Genomic DNA, 20,668 nt, shown 5'->3' with positions numbered 1-20,668 from the left:
CCCCCTCCCGGCCCCCTGAGGAGCTGTCGTGAAGGACGCCTTCGGCCTCCCCCAGTCCCTGCTCGTGCTCGGCGGTACGTCCGAGATCGCGCTGGCGGTCACGCGACGGCTGATCGCCCGCCGCACCCGCACGGTGTGGCTGGCCGGCCGCCCCTCCCCCCGCCTCGACGAGGCGGCCGGGCAGCTGCGCGCGCTCGGCGCCGAGGTGCACACCGTCGACTTCGACGCGCTCGACCCGGCCGGCCACGAGGACGCGCTCGGCAAGGTGTTCGCCGAGGGCGACGTCGACATGGTGCTGCTCGCCTTCGGCACCCTGGGCGACCAGGCGCGCGACGAGCGGGACCCGCGGGCCGCGGTGCGGGTCGCGCAGACCAACTACACCGGCGCGGTCGCCGCGGGCCTGGTCTGCGCGGGCGCGCTCCAGGAGCAGGGGCACGGCTCGCTCGTGGTGCTGTCGTCGGTCGCGGGCGAGCGGGCCCGCCGCGCCAACTTCATCTACGGCTCCAGCAAGGCCGGCCTGGACGCGTTCGCGCAGGGCCTCGGCGACGCGCTGTACGGCACGGGCGTGCACGTGATGGTGGTGCGCCCCGGGTTCGTGCGCACCCGGATGACGGCGGGCCTGCCCGAGGCGCCGCTGGCCACCACCCCGGAGGCGGTGGCGGCGGCCGTGGAGCTGGGCCTGCGGCGCCGCTCGGAGACGGTGTGGGTGCCGGGGGCGCTGCGCGTGGTGATGTCGGCGCTGCGGCACCTGCCGCGCGGGGTGTTCCGGCGGCTGCCGGTGTGAGACCGGGCGGCCTCGGAGACGGTGTGGGAGCCGGGGGCACTGCGCGTGGTGATGTCGGCGCTGCGGTAACTGCCGCGCGGGGTGTTCCGCCGACTGCCTGTGTGAGGCCGGGCGGCCTCGGAGACGGTGTCGGAGCCCAGGGCGCGCGTGGCGATGTCGACGCTGCGGCACCTGCCGCGCGGGGTGTTCCGCCCACTGCCGGTGTGAGACCGGGCGGCCTCGCAGACGGTGCGGGAGCCAAGGGCGCTGCGCGTGGCGATGGCGGCGCTGCGGCATCTGCCGCGTGGGGTGTTCCGGCGCCTTCCGGTATGAGACCGAGCGACCTCGGAGACGGCGCGGGAGCCGAGGGCGCGCGTGGCGATGTCGACGCTGCGGCACCTGCCACGCGAGGTGTTCCGGCGCCTTCCGGTATGAGACCGAGCGACCTCGGAGACGGCGCGGGAGCCGAGGGCGCGCGTGGCGATGTCGACGCTGCGGCACCTGCCCACGCGGCGCGTTCCGGCGGCTGCCGGTGTGAGGCCGGGCCGCCGGGCAAACCGGTCGGTGGGAGGCCGGACGGCCCGGCCGGCGGGAAGCTGGGCAACCCGGTCGTGAGGTCTGACGGGCGGGTGTGAGGCCGGGCGCCCGGTCATCGGGCTCGGCAGCCCGGGTCGTAAGACCGGAAGGTCGGACGGCCGGGTCATCAGGCCCGGCGACCCGGTCGGTGGGAGGCCGGCTGCCCGGTCACGAGGCAGCCGGACAGGCGGGGCCGGAGGCCGGGCAGGCGGGGCCGGACGGCCCCGGTCAACGCGCGGAGACCGAGCCCCGGTCGACGTGTCCGCCCTGCGGGGGCACCACGACCGTCCCGAACGGGAAGTCGCGCAGCTTGCGCCACACCGCGTCGGCGCCCTGCTCGTAGAGGGCGAAGCCGGTGCAGGGCCACTCGGCCTCGTAGCCGGCGAGGTCCTCGTAGGCGCGGTCCATGGCCGCCTCGTCGATGCCGTGCGCCACGGTGACGTGCGGGTGGTACGGGAACTGGAGCTCGCGGGCGACCGGCCCGGCAGGGTCACGGACCTGCTGCTGAAGCCGGGTGCAGGCCTCGGCGCCCTCGACGACCCGGACGTACACCACCGGCGACAGCGGCCGGAAGGTGCCCGTGCCCGACAGCCTCATCGGGAACGGCCGGCCCGCCGCCGCGACCTCCGCGAGGTGCGCCTCGACGGCCGGGACGACCGTGTCGGCGACCTCCGTCGGCGGCAGCAGGGTGACGTGCGTGGGGATGCCGTAGGCGGCGGCGTCGCCGAAGCCCGCGCGCAGCTGCTGAAGCCGGCTGCCGTGAGGCTCCGGGACCGCGATCGACACGCCGATCGTTACGGTCCCCACGTCGTCTCCTGTCGTTGTGGTGGTGAAGCGCGGTGGTGGAGCGGGTGCGCGTCCGGGTGACCGCCGAAGCGGTCACCCGTCCTCGACTGTACGACCACGACCCGGATGCGGGCAGGCGCAGTCGGAGTGATGTACAGCGCTGTGCGGTGGTACGGACGGGGCCCGTGAGCCCGTTCACTGCGCCGGTGCGCTGCCCGGCCCGGTGCTGTCAGTGCTTGGCGGGCAGGAACCCGACCCGCTCGTACGCCTGGGCGAGGGTCTCCGCGGCGACGGCGCGCGCCTTCTCGGCCCCCTTGGCGAGGATCGAGTCGAGCGTCTCCGGGTCGTCCAGGTACTGCTGGGTGCGCTCCCGGAACGGGGTCACGAAGTCGACCATGACCTCGGCCAGGTCCGTCTTGAGCGCGCCGTAGCCCTTGCCCGCGTACTTCTCCTCCAGCTCGGCGATGCCGGTGCCGGTGAGGGTCGAGTAGATCGTGAGCAGGTTGCTGACGCCGGGCTTCTCCGCCACGTCGTAGCGGATCACCGTGTCGGTGTCGGTGACGGCGCTCTTCACCTTCTTGGCGGTGGCCTTCGGCTCGTCGAGCAGGTTGATCAGGCCCTTGGGGGTGGACGCCGACTTGCTCATCTTGACCGCCGGGTCCTGGAGGTCGTAGATCTTCGCCGTCTCCTTGAGGATGTACGGCTTCGGCAGCGTGAAGGTGTCACCGAACCGGCCGTTGAAGCGGGTGGCGAGGTCGCGCGTCAGCTCGATGTGCTGGCGCTGGTCCTCGCCCACCGGCACCTCGTGGGCCTGGTAGAGCAGGATGTCCGCGACCTGGAGGATCGGGTACGTGAACAGCCCGACGGAGGCGCGGTCGGCGCCCTGCTTGGCGGACTTGTCCTTGAACTGGGTCATGCGGGAGGCCTCGCCGAAGCCGGTGAGGCAGTTCATCACCCAGGCGAGCTGGGCGTGCTCCGGCACATGGCTCTGCACGAAGAGGGTGCAGCGGTCCGGGTCGAGGCCTGCGGCCAGCAGCTGGGCCGCGGCGAGCCGGGTGTTGGCCCGCAGCTCGGCCGGGTCCTGCGGGATCGTGATCGCGTGCAGGTCGACGACCATGTAGAAGGCGTCGTGGGTCTCCTGGAGCGCCACCCACTGGCGGACGGCACCGAGGTAGTTGCCGAGGTGGAAGGAGCCCGCTGTGGGCTGGATTCCGGAGAGCACACGGGGTCGATCGAAGGCCATGTCCCCCATTCTCTCAGGTTTCACGGGGCGGTCAGGAACGGTCCGGGAACAGGTGGGAACCGATCCGTTCCGCGGGGTGTAACAAGAGTGTGAGGACGCGGGAGGGGGGCCGCATCGTCGATGAGGCCGCGGTGATCGCACGCGTACGCGCCGGGCAGCCGGAGGCGTTCGCGGAGCTGGTGCGCGCCCATACGGGTATCGCGCTCAGGGCGGCCGCCGCGCTCGGGGCGGGGCCGGACGCGGAGGACGTGGTGCAGCAGGCCTTCGTCAAGGCGTACTGCGCGCTGGGCCGGTTCCGGGACGGCGCGGCCTTCCGGCCGTGGCTGTTGTCGATCGTGGCCAATGAGACGAGGAACACAGTGCGCGCGGCGGCACGCAGGACGACCCTGGCCGGCCGGGAGGCGGCCCTCGTCGGGACCGAGCCGGTGATACCGGAGTCGGCCGACCCCGCCGTCGCCACGCTGGAGACGGAGCGCAGGGCGGCCCTGCTGACCGCCCTGGAGAAGCTGAGCGAGGAGCACCGGCTGGTCGTCACCTACCGCTATCTGCTGGAGATGGACGAGCGGGAGACCGCCGAGGCCCTTGGCTGGCCCCGGGGCACGGTGAAGTCCCGCCTGAACCGCGCCCTGCGCCGGCTCCAGCGGCTGCTTCCGGACGGGGGTGCGCCGGCGTGAGCGGACAGCGTGAGGAGGAGCTGCGGCGTCTGCGCGAGGAACTGCGCGCCTACGGCCGCTCCCTGGACGCCCCCGACGGGACGGCGGGCGCGGAGACCATGGCCGAGCAGGTGCTCGCCCGGATACTCGCCGAGCGGACGCCCGTCCCGGAGGCGGCCACCCGGTCCCGACTGCGGGCGGTCCGGCACTGGACGCGGACCCGGTGGCGCTCCCTGCTGGCGGCCCTGTGCGGTCTGCTGACGGTACTGGTGCTGACGCCTCCGGTGCGGGCGACGGTGAGCGACTGGTTCGGCTTCCACGGCGTGCAGGTACGGCAGGACCCGTCGGCGGTGCCCTCACCGGGCGCCCGGGTGCCGGGCTGCGGGCGGTCGCTGTCCCTGGCCGAGGCGGAGCGGCGATCCGGGTTCGCGCCGCTGGTCCCGGAAGCGCTGGGCGTCCCGGACGCGGTGACGGTCAGCGCGCTGCCGCGGGGCCGGTTCCTGATGAGCCTGTGCTGGCGGGAGAAGGGGCGCACGATCCGCCTCGACGAGTTCGCGGGCGGCCTGGACCACATGTTCACCAAGACGCTCCGGTACCAGCCCGAGTGGCTGGACGTGAACGGCCCCGCCCTGTGGTTCCCACGCCCGCACGTCCTGACCTTCTGGATGACGGACGCACAGGGCCACCGCTTCACCCGCGAGGAACGCACGGCGGGCCCGACCCTGCTGTGGAGCCCCACGGGCACGGTGACGCTCCGCCTGGAGGGCGTGGCGGACCGCCTGCGGGCGCGGGACATCGCGGCCTCCGTGCCCGACGGTCTCATGCCACCTTGATGACGACCTTGCCCGAGGCGTGACCGCTCTCGACGGTGGCGAGGGCGGCCGGGGCGTCGGAGAGCGGATGGACCGCGGTGATCACGGGTGCGAGGAGCCCGTCGAGGGCCAGCCGGGCCGACCGCTCCAGGTTCTCGCGGTCGATGCGGCGCTCGACGACACGCCCGCCGAGACCGGGTACGGACATGTCACCCACCGAGATGACGTCGTGGGGGTCCCGGGCCAGCGGAGCGACCGTCCGCAGCGAGGCGCCTCCGGCCAGGTCGACGATCCCGTCGAAGCCGTCCGGGACCAGCTCGCGTGCCGCGGCGGCGACGTCCTCGGCGGTGTAGTCGACGAACCGCACCCCGACGGCCTCGGCGTGCTCGCGTTTGGCGGTGCTCCCGGTGCCGATCACCCGCAGCCCGCGCCCGACGGCCAGCATGGCGACGGCGAGGCCGACCCCGCCGCCGACCCCGTTGACCAGGATGGTGGCACCGGCCGGCAGGCCGAGCTGGTCGAGCGCGTCCACCGCGGTCGTCCCCGCCACCGGCAGCGTCGCCGCCACGGTCGCGGACAGACCGTCCGGGATGCGCGCGGTGTTCGGGGCGGACAGCACCGTCGTCTCGGCGTAGGTGCCGCCACCGGTGAGGGCGAAGCCGAAGACCGCGTCACCCACCTCGAGCCCGTCGACGTCCCCGCCCCGGGCGAGAACGGTGCCGGCCGCCTCCATGCCCAGCACGCGGGGGAACGGACGCCCGCCGTCGAACCCGTCGACCAGACCCGCGCGCAGAATGTGGTCGAGGGGATTCACGCCGGCCACCTCGACCCGGATCAGCACCTCGCCGCGACCGGGGACAGGATCGGGACGATCGAAGAACTCCTGCACCTCGGGCCCGCCATGCCTGCCGTAACCCCACGCCTGCCCCATCGTCCGCCGCCTCTCGTACGACCGGCCCGGTGATTCCGGGCGCCTGTCGCCATCCTCACTTCTGACATCGATGTGAGGGGCAAGCGGCTGAGACGCGGATCACAGCATCAGGCGGACCGCACCGCCGGTTCCGTGTCCGGTTCCAGTTCCGGGTTCAGGTCCGGGTTCGGGTCCGGGTTCAGGTCCGGGTTCGGGTCCGTGGACAGCTTCGCCCGGTGCCGGCTGTTGGCCTTGATCAGCATGTCGAGTGCGTCCCGGGTCTCGATCAGGTGCGCGATCTCGGAGTCGATCCGGTCGCGCTCGCGCATCATCGCCGTGAACGTCTCCTCGGCGACGTCCAGATCGTCCGGGACGTCCACACACGGCAGCACCGTCGCGATCACCCGGCTGGACATCCCCGCGGCGAACAGCTGCCGGATGAGCGAGACGCGCTGGACCGCGGCATCGGAATAGTGACGCTGCCCCGCGTCGGAGCGTGAACTGGCCAGCAGGCCCTGCTCTTCGTAGTACCGCAGCGAGCGCGGACTGACGCCCGTGCGCCTGGACAGCTCCCCTATCCGCATTTCTCAGAGCCTACGCCGCGTGCTGCGGACACCCCGCGGAACCGGCTGCGCGGAACCGCATGGGAACCCCGCCGGACCGAGCGGTGTACCAGAAGTGTCAGGCGGCTCGCGCGAGGAGCCGCACAGGCTTCGACCAGCCACCTGGGGGACCGACATGCACCACTGGAAGGACGGCGTACGACGACTCACGGCGGCAGCCGCCGCGCTGACGGCAACGCTGGCCCTGATCGTCTGGGCCGCGTCACCCGCCTCCGCCGGAGGCCCGACAAGCGTCCTGGTGGTCTCACCGGAGAGCCAGGAGACGGCGTCGGCGTACTGCTCCGAGAGGACGTACGGCGAGCTCGAGCGGCTGCTCGGCCCGATGGGCAAGGGCACCCGCGAAAGGCCGCCGGAGGCGATGTCCGCCTCGGCACGCCTGCTCAACGTGACCTGGCTGGTGCACGACGTGACGCCGTGGCGGGTGGACCGGGTCTTCATGGCGGACGCGGGACAGGACGCGTGGATACACACGGCGGAGCGGTTCGACGAGTCGCCGAACGGCCTCTGGCACCGCGCCGAGGATCCGACGGCCCTGTACAAGGTGCTGTACTCGCTGGGCGTGATGGGCGAGAGGACGGGCGCCGCGTCGGCGCCGGGCATCTACCCGGCGCCGTGGGAGACGGAGCAGGCCGGCCCCGGGGAGGATCAGGCCGCGGACACGGCGGCCTCCGAGACCCGTGCCGCGCCGGCGGGTGACGACGGCACCGACTGGTGGTGGGCGGCGCCGGGCCTGGCGGCGGGAGCCGTGCTGGCCCTGGTACTGCGCCCGTACGCGCTCCGGGGAGCGGCCGCCGTGCGCGACCGCAGGAACCGGGGCGACGACGGCCCCCGCCAGCAACTGCTGGACATATGACCGAGGCGGCCGAAGGCGCCCTCGGCTGACCGGGGCGCCCTCAGCGACCGGGGCGGCTCAGTGACCGAGCCGCCCTCAGCCCAGGTCGATCTCCGGGTACAGCGGGAAGCCCGCGACCAGATCGGTGGCCCGGCGGGAGATCTCGTCGGCGACCTTCTCGTCGAGGACGTGGGACGCCTTGGACGGCGCGCCGGACTTGGTGGTGCCGGGCTCGGTGGTGGTGAGGACGCGGTCGATGAGACCGGCGACCTCGTCCATCTCCGCCGTCCCGAGCCCCCGCGTCGTCAGCGCGGGCGTGCCGATGCGGATGCCGGAGGTGTACCAGGCGCCGTTGGGGTCGGCCGGGATGGCGTTGCGGTTGGTGACGATGCCCGAGTCGAGGAGGGCCGCCTCGGCCTGACGGCCGGTGAGGCCGTAGGAGGTGGCGACGTCGATCAGGTTGAGGTGGTTGTCGGTGCCGCCGGTGACCAGGGTGGCGCCGCGGCGCATCAGGCCCTCGGCGAGGGCGCGGGAGTTGTCGACGATGCGCCGGGCGTAGTCCTGGAAGGCGGGCCGGCGCGCCTCGGCGAGGGCGACGGCCTTGGCGGCCATGACGTGCGGGAGCGGGCCGCCGAGGACCATCGGGCAGCCGCGGTCGACCTGGTCCTTGAGGGAGTCGTCGCACAGCACCATGCCGCCGCGCGGGCCGCGCAGGGACTTGTGCGTGGTGGTGGTGACGATCTGGGCGTGCGGGACCGGGTCGAAGTCGCCGGTGAGGACCTTGCCGGCGACGAGGCCCGCGAAGTGCGCCATGTCGACCATGAGGGTGGCGCCGACCTCGTCGGCGATCTCCCGCATGATCCGGAAGTTCACGAGACGGGGGTAGGCGGAGTAGCCGGCGACGATGATCAGCGGCTTGAACGCGCGGGCGGTGGCGCGCAGCGCCTCGTAGTCGATCAGGCCGGTGGCCGGGTCGGTGCCGTAGGACCGCTGGTCGAACATCTTGCCGGAGATGTTGGGGCGGAAGCCGTGGGTGAGGTGGCCGCCGGCGTCCAGGGACATGCCGAGCATGCGCTGGTTGCCGAAGGCCTGGCGCAGCTCGGCCCAGTCGGCCTCGGTGAGGTCGTTGACCTGGCGGACGCCCGTCTTCTCCAGGAACGGCGCCTCGACCCGGTCGGCGAGGACGGCCCAGAAGGCGACCAGGTTGGCGTCGATGCCGGAGTGCGGCTGGACGTAGGCGTGGCGGGCGCCGAACAGCTCCTTGGCGTGTTCGGCGGCGAGCGACTCGACCGTGTCCACGTTGCGGCAGCCGGCGTAGAAGCGGCGGCCGACGGTGCCCTCGGCGTACTTGTCGCTGAACCAGTTGCCCATCGCCAGCAGGGTGGCCGGGGAGGCGTAGTTCTCGGAGGCGATCAGCTTGAGCATCTCGCGCTGGTCGGCGACCTCCTGCCCGATGGCGTCGGCGACGCGCGGCTCGACGGCGCGGATCACGTCGAGGGCGGAGCGGAAGGCGGTGGACTCGGGGGTGAGCGGCTGCTCGGCAGACATGGGGACCTCCGGACGTAGCGTTCAGCGTTCACGGTACGGATGGCCCAGGCGCACGGCACGTTGCTCACGGGCCGCTCCCCGATGGTTGGTCCCATCCCAGCGCGCCAGTCACGGCCCGCGGGCCAGGTTACCGGGTGGGCAGGGCGGGCGCGGCGGGTGTCCGCGATGCGGGAGTGCCGGAGGCTCCCGCCGCCGACGGGGCCTCCGGCCGGTGGATCCGGAGGGTTCAGAGGATGACGTGCGGCAGGAAGCGGGCGTACCCGTCGGTGACCAGGCCGGAGGACTCGCGGATGCCGAGGCCGGCGGCCTCGTGTTCCACCACCCAGGTGCCGAGGACGACGCGGTTGCCGTCGAAGTCGGGCAGCGGGGCGAGCTGCTGGTAACAGCAGGGCTCGTCGGGGGCCGTCGGCGCGCTGCCGGCCTCGTGCACGGTGACGCCGGCGCCCTCGCGGCCCAGCAGCGGCTTGGCGACCCAGCCGGTGGTGCCGGCGAGTTCGCGGGGGCCGTCGAGATAGGCGGGGAGGAGGTTGGGGTGACCGGGGTTCAGCTCCCAGAGGACCGCCAGCAGCGCCTTGTTGCTGAGCAGCATCTTCCAGGCGGGTTCGATCCACAGGGTGGAGCCGGTGCCGCCGCCGTTGTCGAGGGTGTCGAGCACATGACCGGCGAAGCGGTCGGTGGTCAGCCACTCCCACGGGTACAGCTTGAAGATGCTGCGGATGAACCGCAGGCGGTTGTCGACGAAGCGCCCGGAGAGGCGGTCCCAGCCGATCTCCTCCATGGAGAGCCAGTCGGTCTCCAGGCCCGCCTGTTCGGCGGTCTCCTTGAGGTAGGCGACGGTCATCAGGTCCTCGCCAGACTCGTCGCCGGCGGTGTGGGCGAAGTACAGCGGGCTGCCCGGCGGGAGCAGCGCCGACTGCTTCTTCCAGGCGTCGATCAGCCGCTCGTGCAGGGAGTTCCACTGGTCGGCGCCGGGGAAGCGCTCCTCCATCCAGAACCACTGCGGGGAGGCGGCCTCCACCAGGGAGGTCGGGGTGTCCGCGTTGTACTCCAGCAGCTTCGCCGGGCCCGTGCCGTCGTAGCGGAGGTCGAAACGGCCGTACAGGGAAGGCAGTTCGTCCCTGCGGCGCCAGGACTCGGTGACGGCGTCCACGACCCGCGGGTCGGTGATGCCGAGGTCGGCGAAGCGGCCCTCGGTGACGATGTGCTCGGCGGCGGCCAGGCTCATCGCGTGCAGTTCCTCGACGGTCTCCTCCAGCGCCTCGACCTCGGCCAGGCCGAAGACGTAGTAGGCGCTCTCGTCCCAGTAGGGGCGCAGGGAGTCGTCGGGGTAGCGGGTCAGCGGGTAGATGAGCCCCTGCTCCTCCACGGTCTGCTGCCAGCCGGGGCGGGGCTCGGTGGTGCGCCGTTCCACGACGGCTCAGCCCCCGCCGCTGCCGGAGCAGCCGAAGCCGCCCCGGTCGACGGCCTCGCTGCGGCTGAAGGTGCCGTTGTCGGCGTAGCCGCTGCTGACGTCGGAGTCGTAGTACCAGTCGGCGTCGGCGGCGCGGGACCGGCCCTTGCCGACGGAGCCGGAGGAGCCGCTGGAGCAGTTCTTGTCGGAGACGACCTTGTACCCGTCGCCGAGTGTGTAGCTGTCGCGGTCCACGCACCGCCGGTCCGGGTCGGACCCACAGGCCGACAGTGCCGCCGCGAGCACTCCCATCCCGCCCAGCACCACCGTGCTGGACCGCAGCCGTCGCCGTGTCTGCGCCATGCCTTTCGCTCCCCCTCGTGTCGCGCCGGACCGTTCCCGTGTCGCCCGGCTCGCGGCGGACAGCCTAGAGACCGTCCGGCCGCGCCGCACAGGAGCCCCCGGTCCGGAGCGCGTTGACGCTGAGGGTTTGTCACCTTGTGCCGGGGATACGCCCGTTCGGCGGTCACGAAAGCTCCACAGGTGGGGACCACCTCGGGTGCTCCGCTCACGGCAGTGCGCGGAGCAGTGCGTCCAGGGTGCCGGCCCAGGCGTGGTCGGGCGGGGTGGCGTAGCCGACGACGAGGGCGTCGCCGACGGGGTCGGTGACGCCGGGGTGGCGGAAATAGCCCAGGCCCTTGACGAGGAGCCCCTGCCAGGTGGCCGACCGCTGGACCGACTGCTCGGTGCCGGGCGGCAGTTGCAGCACGGCGTGCAGTCCGGCCGCGATGCCGGTGACCCGGACGTGGGGCGCCCCGTCGGCGAGGGCCCGCACGAGGGCGTCGCGGCGGCGGCGGTAGCGCAGGCGGGCGGCGCGGACCTGGCGGTCGTAGGCGCCGGAGGTCAGGAACTCGGCGAGGGCGAGCTGTTCCACGACGCCGACGGTCCGGCCGCCGCCGTGGTCGACGACGTCCGGCAGCAGCCACGGCGGCACCACCATCCAGCCCAGCCGCAGGCCGGGGGCGAGGGCCTTGCTGGCGGTGCCGAGGTAGACCACGCGCCCTGGGTCGAGGTCCTGGAGGGCGCCGACGGGCTGGCGGTCGTAGCGGAACTCGCCGTCGTAGTCGTCCTCCAGGATCAGGCCGCCGGTGCGCCGCGCCCACTCGACCACGGCGGCCCGGCGCTCCGGGCGCAGCGCCCCGCCGAGCGGGAACTGGTGGGCGGGGTTGAGCAGCACCGCGTCGGCGTCGCCCGGGTCCTCGGCGCGGGTGCCGAGGGCGTCCCGGTCGAGCGGCACGGTCCTCAGGCCCGCGCGGTGGACCAGGTCCCAGTGGACGTCGAGGCCGTAGGACTCGACGGCGAGGGTGCGGGCGCCGCGGGCGCGCAGCACCCCCGACAGCAGCTGGAGGCCGTGGGCGAAGCCGGAGCAGACGACGACGTGCTCCGGGTCGGCGCGCACGCCGCGGACCCGGGAGAGGTATCCGGCGAGCGCCTCGCGCAGTTCCGGGCGGCCGCGCGGATCGCCGTAGCCGAAGGCGTCGTGGGGTGCGGCGGCGAGGGCGCGGCGGGTGGCCCGCAGCCATTCGGCGCGCGGGAAGGAGGCGAGGTCGGGGATGCCGGGCATCAGGCTGTACGGGAGCGGGCCGGGGGCGCGGCGGGGCGTGGGGGCGGCCGGGCGTGCGGGGACGGGGCGCTCGGCGACGCGGGTGCCGGAGCCCTGGCGTGCGGTGAGCCAGCCCTCGGCGATCAGGTCGGCGTAGGCGTCGGCGACGGTGTTGCGGGCGATGCCCAGGTCGGCGGCGAGGGAGCGGGAGGAGGGCAGCCGGGTGCCGGGGGCGAGCCGGCCGCCGCGGACGGCTTCCCGCAGGGCGTCGGTGAGACCGCGCCGCAGTCCGGGCCCGCTCGGGTCGAGATGGAGGTCCATGCCGAAAGTGGCCCAGCGTTCCGCCATGGAAATGGACCATACTCCTGGGCTGCCCGGCTCCTAGGGTCGAGGGCATGACGAACACCACCGACACGACCGGGACGGTCACGTACGCGGCGGAGGAGCCCGCCCGCCTGGAGTGGGCGAAGCACGCCCCCGAGGTCTACAAGGCGATGGTCCGGCTGGACGTCGCGGCCCGGCAGGGCCTCGACCCGAAGCTGGCCGAACTGGTCAAGATCCGCGCCTCGCAGATCAACCACTGCGCGCTCTGCGTGGACATGCACTCCAAGGACGCCCTCGCGGCGGGCGAGAGCGTCGAGCGGATCATCCAGCTCTCCGCGTGGGAGGAGTCGCGGCACTTCTACACGGAGAAGGAGCTCGCTGCGCTGGAGCTGACCGAGGCGGTGACGGTCCTCACCGACGGCTTCGTGCCGGACGAGGTGTACCAGCGGGTCGCCGAGCACTTCGACGAGGCGGAGCTGTCCCAGCTGATCGCCGCCATCGCGGTGATCAACGCCTGGAACCGGTTCGGCGTGACCTGCCGCGTGACGCCGGGCCACTACCAGCCGGGACAGCATCACTGAACGTCCCTCAGGACAGCCACTTCTCCCAGACGGAGCGGTGGCTGTCCACCCATGTCCGGGCCGCCTCCTCGGGCGACAGCTTCTGCTCGGCGATCATCAGGGAGACCTCGTTCTGGTCCTCGGTCGTCCATTCGAAGTTCCTGAGCAGCTCCGCCGCCTTGCCGCCGTCGCGCGCGAAGTCCGCGTTGAGGTACTTCTGGAGCGGGGTGTGCGGGTAGGCGCAGGCGACCTTCTCCGGGTCCGCGTCACAGCCCTCCTCGTACGGGGGCAGCTTCACCTCCGTCATCGGCACCTGCTCGGACAGCCACTGGGGCGTGTACCAGTAGGTCAGGAAGGGCTTCTTCTCCTTGGCGAACTGCTGGATCTGGGTGATCTGCGCGGCCTCGGAGCCGGCGAACACCACCTGGTAGTCCAGCTTCAGGTTCTTCACCAGCGCCTTGTCGTTGGTGACGTAGGAGGGGGAGCCGTCGAGCAGCTGGCCCTTGCCGCCGCTCTCCGGGGTGCGGAACCGGTCGGCGTACTTGTCGAGGTTCTTCCAGTCGGTGACGTCCGGGTGCCGCTCGGCGAAGTACGTCGGCACGAACCAGCCGATGTGCCCGGTGACGCCCAGGTCGCCGCCGTTCACGATGGTCTTCTTGTCCTCGACGTACCGCTGTTCCTGCTCGGGGTGGCCCCAGTCCTCCAGGATCGCGTCCACGCGGCCCTGGCTGAGGGCGTCCCAGGCGGGCACCTCGTCGACCTGCACGGTGTCGACGCGGTAGCCCAGCTCGTGCTCCAGCAGGTACTGGGCGACGGCCACGTTGGCCTGGGCGCCGACCCAGGACTGCACCGACAGGGTGACCGTCCTCGCCCCGCGCGCGTTGGCGAACGGCGAGGCCTGCTTGGTCATGTCGGCGGCCCCGCAGCCGGTCAGCAGCGCGAGCGCGCAGCCCGCCGCCACCGCGGGAATCGTACGGATCCGCATGTCACGCTCCCTTCCGTGCGCGGCGACCGGTGGGCTGGGTGACCCGGTCGAGCATCAGGCCCAGGCAGACGATCGCGGCGCCGGCCACCAGGCCGGTCGCCAGGTCCCCCTGCGCCAGACCGAAGACGACGTCGTAGCCGAGCGCGCCGCCGCCGACCAGGCCGCCGATGACGACCACGGCCAGGACCAGCACCACGCCCTGGTTGACGGCGAGCAGCAAGGCCGGGCGGGCCAGCGGCAGCTGCACCTGCCGCAGCTGCTGGGCGCCGGTCGCGCCGAGCGAGCGCGCCGACTCCAGGGCGGCCGGGTCGACCTGGCGCAGCCCCTGGGCGGTGATCCGGACGACCGCGGGCAGCGCGTAGACGACCGCGGCGGCGACCGCCGGGGCGCGGCCCACGCCGAACAGGGCGACCACCGGGATCAGGTACACGAACTGCGGCATCGTCTGGAACACGTCCAGCACCGGGCGCAGCCACCGCTCGACGCGGTCGCTGCGGGCGGCGGCGATCCCGGTCGCGAAGCCGACGACGAGGGCCACGGCGACGGCCGCGATGACCTGCGACAGCGTGTCCAGCGACGGCTTCCACACGCCGAGCACGCCGATCGCGGCCATGGCGAGGACGGCGGTGAGCGCGGTGCCCCCGGTGCCGATCAGCCAGGCCAGGGCGGCGACGATCAGCAGCACGCTCCACCAGGGCAGCCACTGGAGTCCGTCGCGGAGCGGGTCGAGCACCCAGGTGGTGAAGCGGCCCGCCCAGTCGGCGGTGCCGCCGACCACGGGCACGCCCGAGTACAGGTGGGCGGTCATCCAGTCGACGGCCCGGTTGACCGGCTCCGCGATGCCGACGACCCAGCTCTCGGGCCACTCCAGCCGGCCCGCGAGCCGCCCTGCGACCGCGACGGCCACGGCGGCGATCAGGGCGTAGGACCGCAGCGCGCGGGCGTTCGGCGCGGGCGCCTCGCCGAGGCGGGCGCCGGCCGCGCCGGTCACCCGGTCGAGGACGACCGCCAGCAGCACGATCGGGATGCCGGCGGCGAGCGCGGCGCCCACGTCGACCGAGGCGAGAGCCTGGTAGACGCGGTCGCCGAGGCCGCCCGCGCCGATCACCGAGGCGATGACGGCCATGGACAGCGCCATCATGATCGTCTGGTTGAGGCCGAGCAGGAGTTCCTTGCGGGCCAGCGGGATGCGGGCGGTCAGCAGGCGCTGGCGCGCGGTCGTCCCGAGCGACTCGACGGCCTCCAGCACCTCCTTGTCCGCGCCGCGCAGCCCGAGCGCGGTGAGCCGGGCCATCGGCGGGGCGGCGTAGACGACCGTGGCGAGCACGGCCGCCGGGACGCCGATGCCGAAGACCAGCACGACCGGCAGCAGGTAGGCGAAGGCCGGCAGCACCTGCATGGTGTCGAGGACCGGCCGCAGCGCCCGGTGCATACGGTCGGACAGCCCGGCCGCGAGCCCGAGCAGCGCGCCCGCCACGACGGACGCGGCGACCGCGACCACCATGAGGGCCAGCGTCTGCATGGTGGGCACCCACATGCCCAGCAGCCCGCAGCCGAGGAACGCGGCGCCGGTCCCGAGCGCCGCCCGGACCCCCGCGACACGCCAGGCGGTCAGCGCGGCCCCCGCCGTCACTCCCGCCCAGCCGACGGCGAGGAGGGCGAGATAGACGGCGCGTACGGCGATGACGACGACGTTGCTGACGTGGCCGAGGAAGTAGAGGAACAGGGGGTGGGAGTCGCGGTTGTCGACGATCCAGTCGCTGGCGGTGCCGAGCGGCTCGGACAGGTCGACGGTCAGCGCCCCGGGCCAGGCCCCACTCCCCCACCGCGCGGCGGCGAACGGCACGAGGAGGGCGGCGAGGACGAGCAGGACGCCGAGCTTGCGCACGGCGGGCTTGCGGAACACGCCGTGCCACGCCGAGGCGCCCGGCGCGGTGGCGGTGAGGGCGGCCATCAGACGGCCTCCTCACCGGCGGCGGGGGGTGTCGCGGTGCCGGGGGCGGGGGCAGGGGTGTCGGACCCTGCGGCCCGCGCTGCGGGGGCGTCGGTGCCGGGGGCGGCGGCGGTGCCGTCCACGGCGGTGGAGGCGTCCGGGCCGCTCGCGGACGCATCCGCGCCTCCGACGGGAGCGGCCGGTTCGTCCGGTGCTCCGCCGGCGGAGGCGTCCGCCTCCGGCACGGCGGTGCCGGGGCTCGCGGCGGCCGCAGGACCGGCCGCACCCCGCTCGGCGGAGGGCTCCGCGCCTCCGTCAGCGGCGGGATCGTCCGCCTCGGCGGGCGGAACCGCCCCGGTGTCGGCCCGGGGCGGGACCGTGTCGGCGCCGGCCCGTGCCGGATCTGTGCCCGCCACCACGTTCAGCAGCGTCTCCGCGTCGACCATGCCCACGCACGTGCCCGCGTCCAGGACCCGGGCCGGGGCGCCGGCGGCGGAGACCGCTTCTATCGCCTCCGAGACCGTGGCGTCGGGGGCGACCGTCGGGCCGGTGGCCGCCTGTTCCGCCGCCGAGGCGGGACGCATGGCCGTACGCACGGTCAGCACCTGCTCGCGCGGGACGTCCTGGACGAACGCGCGCACGTAGTCGTCGGCGGGCGCGCCCACGATCTCCTCCGGCGTGCCGAGCTGCACCACACGCCCGTCCCGCATCAGCGCGATGCGGTCCCCCAGCTTCAGCGCCTCCTGAAGGTCGTGCGTGATGAAGACCATCGTGCGGCCCTCCTCACGGTGCAGCCGCACCACCTCGTCCTGCATGTCCCGCCGGATGAGCGGGTCGAGCGCGCTGAACGGCTCGTCGAACAACAGGACTTCGGGGTCGACGGCGAGCGCGCGGGCCAGCCCGACCCGCTGCCGCTGGCCGCCGGAGAGCTGGGCGGGCCGGCGCTGCTCCATACCGGCGAGTCCGACCTTGGCGACGACCTCGGCGGCCTTCTCGCGCCGCTCGGCGCGGCCCATGCCCTGGATCTCCAGGCCGTAGGCGACGTTGTCGAGGACGGTGCGGTGCGGCAGCAGGCCGAAGTGCTGGAAGACCATGGCGGCGCGATGGCGGCGCAGCTCCCGCAGCCGCGCCTTGTCCATGGCGCGCACGTCCTCCCCGTCGATGGCGATGGCGCCCGCGGTCGGCTCGATCAGCCGGGTCAGACAGCGCACCAGCGTGGACTTGCCGGAGCCGGACAGGCCCATGACGACGAAGACCTCGCCCTTGCGGACGTCGAAGGAGACGTCCCGCACGGCGGCCGTGCAGCCGGTGCGGGCGCGCAGTTCGGCCGCGTCGAGGCCGGCGAGCGAGGGGTCGGCGGGCACCCTGTCGGCGCGGGGCCCGAAGACCTTCCACAGGCCGTCGACGGAGAAGACGGGCGGGGTGCCCGCGTCGGACGGGGATGCGGCGGAGCCGGCCACGGTCGTCGCGCTCATCGTGCGTCACCGCCGATCAGCTCGACGGCGCGCTCGCCGACCATCAGGACGCCGATCATCGGATTGACGGCGGTCATGGTCGGGAAGACGGAGGCGTCGGCGACGCGGATGCCCTGGAGGCCCCGGATGCGCAGCTCGGGGTCCACCACCGCGGTCTCGTCGTCGGCGGCGCCCATCTTGCAGGTGCCGGCCGGGTGGTAGACGGTGTGCGCGACCTTGCGGGCGTACTCGCTCAGCTCCTCGTCGCCGGTGACGTCGGGACCCGGCGCCACCTCGCGCTTGAGCCAGCCGGCCAGCGGCTCGGTCCTCGCGATCTCCCGGGCGATGCGGATGCCGTCGACGAGCGTGCGGCCGTCGTAGTCGTCCTCGTCGGTGAAGTACCGGAAGTCCAGCGCCGGCTTCACCTCGGGGTCGGCGCTGGTCAGGTACAGCCGGCCGCGGCTCTTCGGCTTGGGGATGTTCGGCGTCATGGAGACCCCGAACTCCGGCCGCTCGTAGCCCAGTCGCTCCGGATTGTCGGTGAACGGGATCTGGTAGAAGTGGAACATCAGGTCGGGGCCCGCGTGTGCGGGATCGCGGCGCACGAACAGACCGGCGTCGGAGTCCATCGCCGAGTTCTCCGGGATGGGCCCGTTCGTCTCCCACACGATCACCGACTCCGGGTGGTCGAGCAAGTTCTCGCCGACCCCGGGCAGATGGCGCGCCACGGGGATGCCGAGCGCCTCCAGGTCGGCGCGCGGTCCGATGCCGGAGTGCAGCAGCAGCCGCGGCGAGTCGACGGCGCCGGCGCACAGCACCACCTCGTTGCGGGCGCGGATCAGCACCTCCTCGCCGTCCTTGGTGCGCACATGGACGCCCTCGGCGCGGGTGCCGTTCAGCTCCAGCCGGTACGCCCAGGTCTCCAGCCACAGCGTCAGGTTGGCCCGCTCGTCCATCACCGGGTGCAGGTACGCCACCGACGCGGAGGACCGCTTGTTGTTCTCGGGGTGGTACGCCAGGTCGAAGAAGCCGACGCCCTCGTGGAAGGGCTTCTTGTTGAAGCCCTCGATGCGGGGCACCTCGAGCGCGGTTTGCGCGGCGTCGACGAAGTCGCGGGCGATGGCGTTCCGGTCCTTCTCGTCGACCGGGACGATGTTGTTCTTCAGCCGGGCGTAGTACGCCTCCATCTGCACGGCGCCCCAGCCCTTGGCGCCGGCCTGCTCCCACTCGTCCCAGTCGGACGGCAGCGGCTTGAACGCGATGAGCGTGTTGTGCGAGGAGCAGCCGCCGAGGACGCGGGCGCGGCTGTGCCGGATGTGCGAGTTGCCGCGTGGCTGCTCGGTGGTGGGGTAGTCGTAGTCGAGCTCGCCGCCGAGCAGGCCCATCCAGCGGCGCAGCGTCAGCACGTCGTCGCGGCCGACGTCGCTGGGGCCGCCCTCGACGACGGCGACGGTGACGTCCGGGTTCTCGGTGAGTCGGGAGGCGATGACGGAACCGGCGGTGCCGCCGCCTATGACGACGTAGTCGTATTCATGGGTTTCTTGGGTCATGGGCTGCTCCAAGGGCTCGGACGGGAAGGACGCCCCCTGGGGGGCGCCCTGGAGGGGCGCCCCCCCAGGGGTGCGAGGCTTCGTCGACATGCGGCTCCGCCGCGTGCGCGCGATCAGCACCCACGGCGCCGCGGCCGCCCCGCGACGCCACGGCACCGGCGAATCGGGGGCGTCAGCCGCGGAACCAGCGCACGGGCACCGGTGCCAGGTTCTGGTAGACGTGCTTGGTCTCGCGGTACTCCGCGAGCCCGGCCGGGCCGAGTTCGCGGCCCGTGCCGCTCCTGCCGAATCCGCCCCACTCGGCCTGGGGGAGGTAGGGGTGGAAGTCGTTGATCCACACGGTGCCGTGGCGCAGCCGCCCGGCCACCCGGCGGGCGCGGCCCGGGTCGGCCGTCCACACGCCGCCGGCCAGGCCGTACTCGGTGTCGTTGGCGAGGGCGACCGCCTCGTCCTCGGTGCGGAAGGTCTCGACGGTGAGGACCGGCCCGAAGACCTCCTCACGCACCACCCGCATCTCGCGGTGGCAGCGGTCGAGGACGGTGGGCTCGTAGAAGTAGCCGGACGCGGGGCGTTCGGGCGCCGGCTCGGGCCGCTTGCCGCCGCAGCGCAGCACCGCGCCCTCCTTGAGCGCGGACTCGACGTACGCCTCGACCTTCTCGCGCTGCTGCGCGGAGACCAGCGGACCGCACTCGACGCCGTCCTCGGTGCCCCGGCCGAGCCTGATCTTCTCGGCGCGGCGGGCGAGTTCGGCGACGAAACGGTCCCGCACGGACTCCTCGACGATGAGGCGCGCCCCGGCCGAGCAGACCTGGCCGCTGTGGATGAAGGCCGCGTTGAGGGCCTGGTCGACGGCGGTGTCGAAGCCCTCCTCCGTGGCGCAGGCGTCGGCGAACACCACGTTGGGGTTCTTGCCGCCGAGTTCGAGGGCGACCTTCTTCACGGTCGGGGCGGCCGCCTGGGCGACCTTGACGCCGCTGACCAGGCCGCCGGTGAAGGAGACCAGGTCGACGCCGGGGTGCTCCGCCATCCGCGCGCCGACGGTGTGGCCGGGGCCGGTGACGATGTTGGCGACGCCGGCGGGCAGGCCAGCCTCGGTCAGCAGGCCGATCAGGGCGACGGTGGTCAGCGGGGTGATCTCACTGGGCTTGACCACGAAGGTGTTGCCCGCGGCGAGCGCCGGGGCGATCTTCCAACTGGCCTGGAGAAGGGGGTAGTTCCAGGGGGTGATCAGGGCGCAGACGCCGACGGGCTCGTGCACGACCACGCTGTGGACGTCGGGCGAGCCCGCGTCCACGACCCGGCCGGGCGCCTCGGCGGCGACCAGGTCGGCGAAGTAGCGGAAGGCGTCGGCCACGCAGTCGATGTCGACGCGCCCCTCCTCGGCGGTCTTGCCCGCGTCCCGGCTCTCCAGAAGCCCCAGCTCCTCGCGGTCCCGGACCAGGAGGTCGGCGACGCGGCGCAGGAGCGCGGCCCGCTCGGCGACGGGGGTGCGCGGCCAGGGCCCCTCGTCGAAGGCGCGGCGCGCCGCCGCGACCGCGAGGTCGGTGTCCCGCTCGTCGCCCTCCGCGACCAGGGCGAACGGCCGGGCGTCCGCCGGGTCGAGAATCTCCCGGGTGGCCCCGGAGACGGCGGCCCGCCACTCCCCTCCCACGTGGATGGTGTCGCGCGCCCGCAATTCTGTGCTGTCCGCCATGATCGGTTACTGCCTTCCGTTCTTCGCCACGCCCGTGAGTCACATGCGTGTTACCCCCGGGACCGGGTGCCCCTGCCCTGTCACGCGGAATGCATGCGGAATCCGCGCATGGAGTGCGCTTCGTCACGACCCGCCGGCGCGGGGGTGCCCCCGCCGGCGGGTCCCTCCGGGGGGTGCATCCGGTACGGATGGGAGGGGGTTGCGGGGGCGGCCGGGTGGACGGCGACACGGGCGGCCGAGGCCAGAGATACCGGGGGTCCGGGCGCCGGCCGCGCGGAGACACAGCTGCCCCCAACGGGCGGCAGCCGACCCGCGCGCCCCACGCCACGCGTGCCGCCTGGAGCAGGTGCCGGCGTCCGTCATGGCGAACGCGGCGGCCTCATCGGCGCGCACGCGCCGGGCGTCCGGTCCGGCGGGCCGGGTTGACGTG

General features: G+C 73.5%; 17 protein-coding genes, 2 pseudogenes and 1 riboswitch. Of the genes and pseudogenes, 6 read left to right on the top strand and 13 right to left on the bottom strand.

Going from position 1 to position 20,668, the window contains the following annotated elements; translation table 11 throughout:
- Positions 1–28: 28 nt before the first annotated feature.
- Both ACFOSY_RS02155 and ACFOSY_RS34155 read left to right on the top strand, forming a co-directional pair.
- Positions 29–784, top strand: a complete 756-nt coding sequence (locus ACFOSY_RS02155; RefSeq protein WP_394304997.1) for a decaprenylphospho-beta-D-erythro-pentofuranosid-2-ulose 2-reductase — start codon at positions 29–31, stop codon at positions 782–784.
- A gap of 210 nt (positions 785–994) precedes the next feature.
- Positions 995–1,096 (top strand): annotated as a pseudogene (locus ACFOSY_RS34155) (decaprenylphospho-beta-D-erythro-pentofuranosid-2-ulose 2-reductase); the annotation flags it as partial.
- A gap of 471 nt (positions 1,097–1,567) precedes the next feature.
- Here the strand turns inward: ACFOSY_RS34155 and ACFOSY_RS02150 are convergent.
- Complete coding sequence (locus ACFOSY_RS02150; protein WP_394304996.1) at positions 1,568–2,146, bottom strand: 2'-5' RNA ligase family protein; 579 nt, start codon at positions 2,144–2,146, stop codon at positions 1,568–1,570.
- Between the two features lie 208 nt (positions 2,147–2,354).
- Positions 2,355–3,368: a tryptophan--tRNA ligase gene (trpS, locus tag ACFOSY_RS02145; RefSeq protein WP_394304995.1), complete on the bottom strand. Its 1,014-nt coding sequence runs from the start codon at positions 3,366–3,368 to the stop codon at positions 2,355–2,357.
- 131 nt (positions 3,369–3,499) lie between these two features.
- Between trpS and ACFOSY_RS02140 the strand changes: the two genes are divergently transcribed.
- Positions 3,500–4,042, top strand: coding sequence for an RNA polymerase sigma factor (locus ACFOSY_RS02140; protein WP_394304994.1), 543 nt, complete (start codon positions 3,500–3,502; stop codon positions 4,040–4,042).
- Entirely contained in the window at positions 4,039–4,854 is an 816-nt protein-coding gene (locus tag ACFOSY_RS02135) for a hypothetical protein (RefSeq protein ID WP_394304993.1), read from the top strand. Before ACFOSY_RS02140 ends, ACFOSY_RS02135 begins: the two co-directional genes overlap by 4 nt.
- Here the strand turns inward: ACFOSY_RS02135 and ACFOSY_RS02130 are convergent.
- Entirely contained in the window at positions 4,841–5,764 is a 924-nt protein-coding gene (locus tag ACFOSY_RS02130; protein WP_394304992.1) for an NADP-dependent oxidoreductase, read from the bottom strand. The two genes, ACFOSY_RS02135 and ACFOSY_RS02130, sit on opposite strands and share 14 nt — an antisense overlap.
- Before the next feature lie 107 nt (positions 5,765–5,871).
- On the bottom strand, positions 5,872–6,327 hold the full coding sequence (locus ACFOSY_RS02125) for a MerR family transcriptional regulator (RefSeq protein ID WP_394304991.1): 456 nt from the start codon (positions 6,325–6,327) through the stop codon (positions 5,872–5,874).
- Between the two features lie 154 nt (positions 6,328–6,481).
- Here ACFOSY_RS02125 and ACFOSY_RS02120 point away from each other — a divergent pair, with 154 nt between their 5' ends.
- On the top strand, positions 6,482–7,219 hold the full coding sequence (locus ACFOSY_RS02120; protein WP_394304990.1) for a hypothetical protein: 738 nt from the start codon (positions 6,482–6,484) through the stop codon (positions 7,217–7,219).
- A gap of 75 nt (positions 7,220–7,294) precedes the next feature.
- On the opposite strand, the gene ACFOSY_RS02115 is transcribed toward ACFOSY_RS02120, so the two are convergent.
- From ACFOSY_RS02115 to pdxR, 4 genes are all read right to left on the bottom strand, one after another.
- Positions 7,295–8,746, bottom strand: a complete 1,452-nt coding sequence (locus tag ACFOSY_RS02115) for a glycine hydroxymethyltransferase (protein WP_394304989.1) — start codon at positions 8,744–8,746, stop codon at positions 7,295–7,297.
- A 35-nt stretch (positions 8,747–8,781) separates the two neighbouring features.
- A riboswitch (ZMP/ZTP riboswitch) is annotated at positions 8,782–8,868 on the bottom strand.
- Positions 8,869–8,972: 104 nt separating this feature from the next.
- Positions 8,973–10,157 (bottom strand): glutathionylspermidine synthase family protein, encoded by a 1,185-nt coding sequence (locus ACFOSY_RS02110; RefSeq protein WP_394304988.1) that lies wholly within the window; start codon positions 10,155–10,157, stop codon positions 8,973–8,975.
- A 6-nt stretch (positions 10,158–10,163) separates the two neighbouring features.
- Positions 10,164–10,499, bottom strand: coding sequence for a hypothetical protein (locus tag ACFOSY_RS02105; protein WP_225657086.1), 336 nt, complete (start codon positions 10,497–10,499; stop codon positions 10,164–10,166).
- A 205-nt stretch (positions 10,500–10,704) separates the two neighbouring features.
- Positions 10,705–12,087 (bottom strand): MocR-like pyridoxine biosynthesis transcription factor PdxR, encoded by a 1,383-nt coding sequence (gene pdxR, locus ACFOSY_RS02100; protein ID WP_394304987.1) that lies wholly within the window; start codon positions 12,085–12,087, stop codon positions 10,705–10,707.
- Positions 12,088–12,134: 47 nt separating this feature from the next.
- Between pdxR and ACFOSY_RS02095 the strand changes: the two genes are divergently transcribed.
- Positions 12,135–12,644, top strand: coding sequence for a carboxymuconolactone decarboxylase family protein (locus ACFOSY_RS02095; RefSeq protein ID WP_394304986.1), 510 nt, complete (start codon positions 12,135–12,137; stop codon positions 12,642–12,644).
- Between the two features lie 7 nt (positions 12,645–12,651).
- On the opposite strand, the gene ACFOSY_RS02090 is transcribed toward ACFOSY_RS02095, so the two are convergent.
- From ACFOSY_RS02090 to ACFOSY_RS02070, 5 genes and pseudogenes are all read right to left on the bottom strand, one after another.
- Positions 12,652–13,608 carry an ABC transporter substrate-binding protein gene (locus ACFOSY_RS02090; protein ID WP_394304985.1) on the bottom strand — a complete coding sequence of 319 codons (957 nt, stop codon included), beginning with the start codon at positions 13,606–13,608 and terminating at the stop codon, positions 12,652–12,654.
- A gap of 1 nt (position 13,609) precedes the next feature.
- Entirely contained in the window at positions 13,610–15,562 is a 1,953-nt protein-coding gene (locus ACFOSY_RS02085) for an ABC transporter permease (protein ID WP_394304984.1), read from the bottom strand.
- A 272-nt stretch (positions 15,563–15,834) separates the two neighbouring features.
- A pseudogene (locus ACFOSY_RS02080) lies at positions 15,835–17,016 on the bottom strand (quaternary amine ABC transporter ATP-binding protein); the annotation flags it as partial.
- The gene (locus tag ACFOSY_RS02075; protein WP_394304983.1) at positions 17,013–18,545 is read right to left on the bottom strand and encodes a GMC family oxidoreductase; all 1,533 of its coding nucleotides are present in this window, start codon (positions 18,543–18,545) and stop codon (positions 17,013–17,015) included. The gene ACFOSY_RS02075 and the pseudogene ACFOSY_RS02080, both read right to left, overlap by 4 nt.
- Before the next feature lie 172 nt (positions 18,546–18,717).
- Positions 18,718–20,238 carry an aldehyde dehydrogenase family protein gene (locus ACFOSY_RS02070; protein WP_394304982.1) on the bottom strand — a complete coding sequence of 507 codons (1,521 nt, stop codon included), beginning with the start codon at positions 20,236–20,238 and terminating at the stop codon, positions 18,718–18,720.
- Positions 20,239–20,668: the final 430 nt, after the last annotated feature.

Origin of the sequence: Streptomyces lusitanus (assembly GCF_042647945.1) — a bacterium.
GTDB classification, from domain to species: Bacteria; Actinomycetota; Actinomycetes; order Streptomycetales; family Streptomycetaceae; genus Streptomyces; species Streptomyces pseudogriseolus.
This window is presented reverse-complemented; position numbering and strand designations above follow the sequence as displayed.

Coding starts and splice junctions, on each gene's coding strand:
- ACFOSY_RS02105 (WP_225657086.1), bottom strand. CDS start 10,499: ATGGCGCAGACACGGCGACGGCTGCGGTCCAGCACGGTGGTGCTGGGC.
- ACFOSY_RS02075 (WP_394304983.1), bottom strand. CDS start 18,545: ATGACCCAAGAAACCCATGAATACGACTACGTCGTCATAGGCGGCGGC.
- trpS (WP_394304995.1), bottom strand. CDS start 3,368: ATGGCCTTCGATCGACCCCGTGTGCTCTCCGGAATCCAGCCCACAGCG.
- ACFOSY_RS02125 (WP_394304991.1), bottom strand. CDS start 6,327: ATGCGGATAGGGGAGCTGTCCAGGCGCACGGGCGTCAGTCCGCGCTCG.
- ACFOSY_RS02070 (WP_394304982.1), bottom strand. CDS start 20,238: ATGGCGGACAGCACAGAATTGCGGGCGCGCGACACCATCCACGTGGGA.
- ACFOSY_RS02115 (WP_394304989.1), bottom strand. CDS start 8,746: ATGTCTGCCGAGCAGCCGCTCACCCCCGAGTCCACCGCCTTCCGCTCC.
- pdxR (WP_394304987.1), bottom strand. CDS start 12,087: ATGGCGGAACGCTGGGCCACTTTCGGCATGGACCTCCATCTCGACCCG.
- ACFOSY_RS02090 (WP_394304985.1), bottom strand. CDS start 13,608: ATGCGGATCCGTACGATTCCCGCGGTGGCGGCGGGCTGCGCGCTCGCG.
- ACFOSY_RS02120 (WP_394304990.1), top strand. CDS start 6,482: ATGCACCACTGGAAGGACGGCGTACGACGACTCACGGCGGCAGCCGCC.
- ACFOSY_RS02095 (WP_394304986.1), top strand. CDS start 12,135: ATGACGAACACCACCGACACGACCGGGACGGTCACGTACGCGGCGGAG.
- ACFOSY_RS02085 (WP_394304984.1), bottom strand. CDS start 15,562: ATGGCCGCCCTCACCGCCACCGCGCCGGGCGCCTCGGCGTGGCACGGC.
- ACFOSY_RS02130 (WP_394304992.1), bottom strand. CDS start 5,764: ATGGGGCAGGCGTGGGGTTACGGCAGGCATGGCGGGCCCGAGGTGCAG.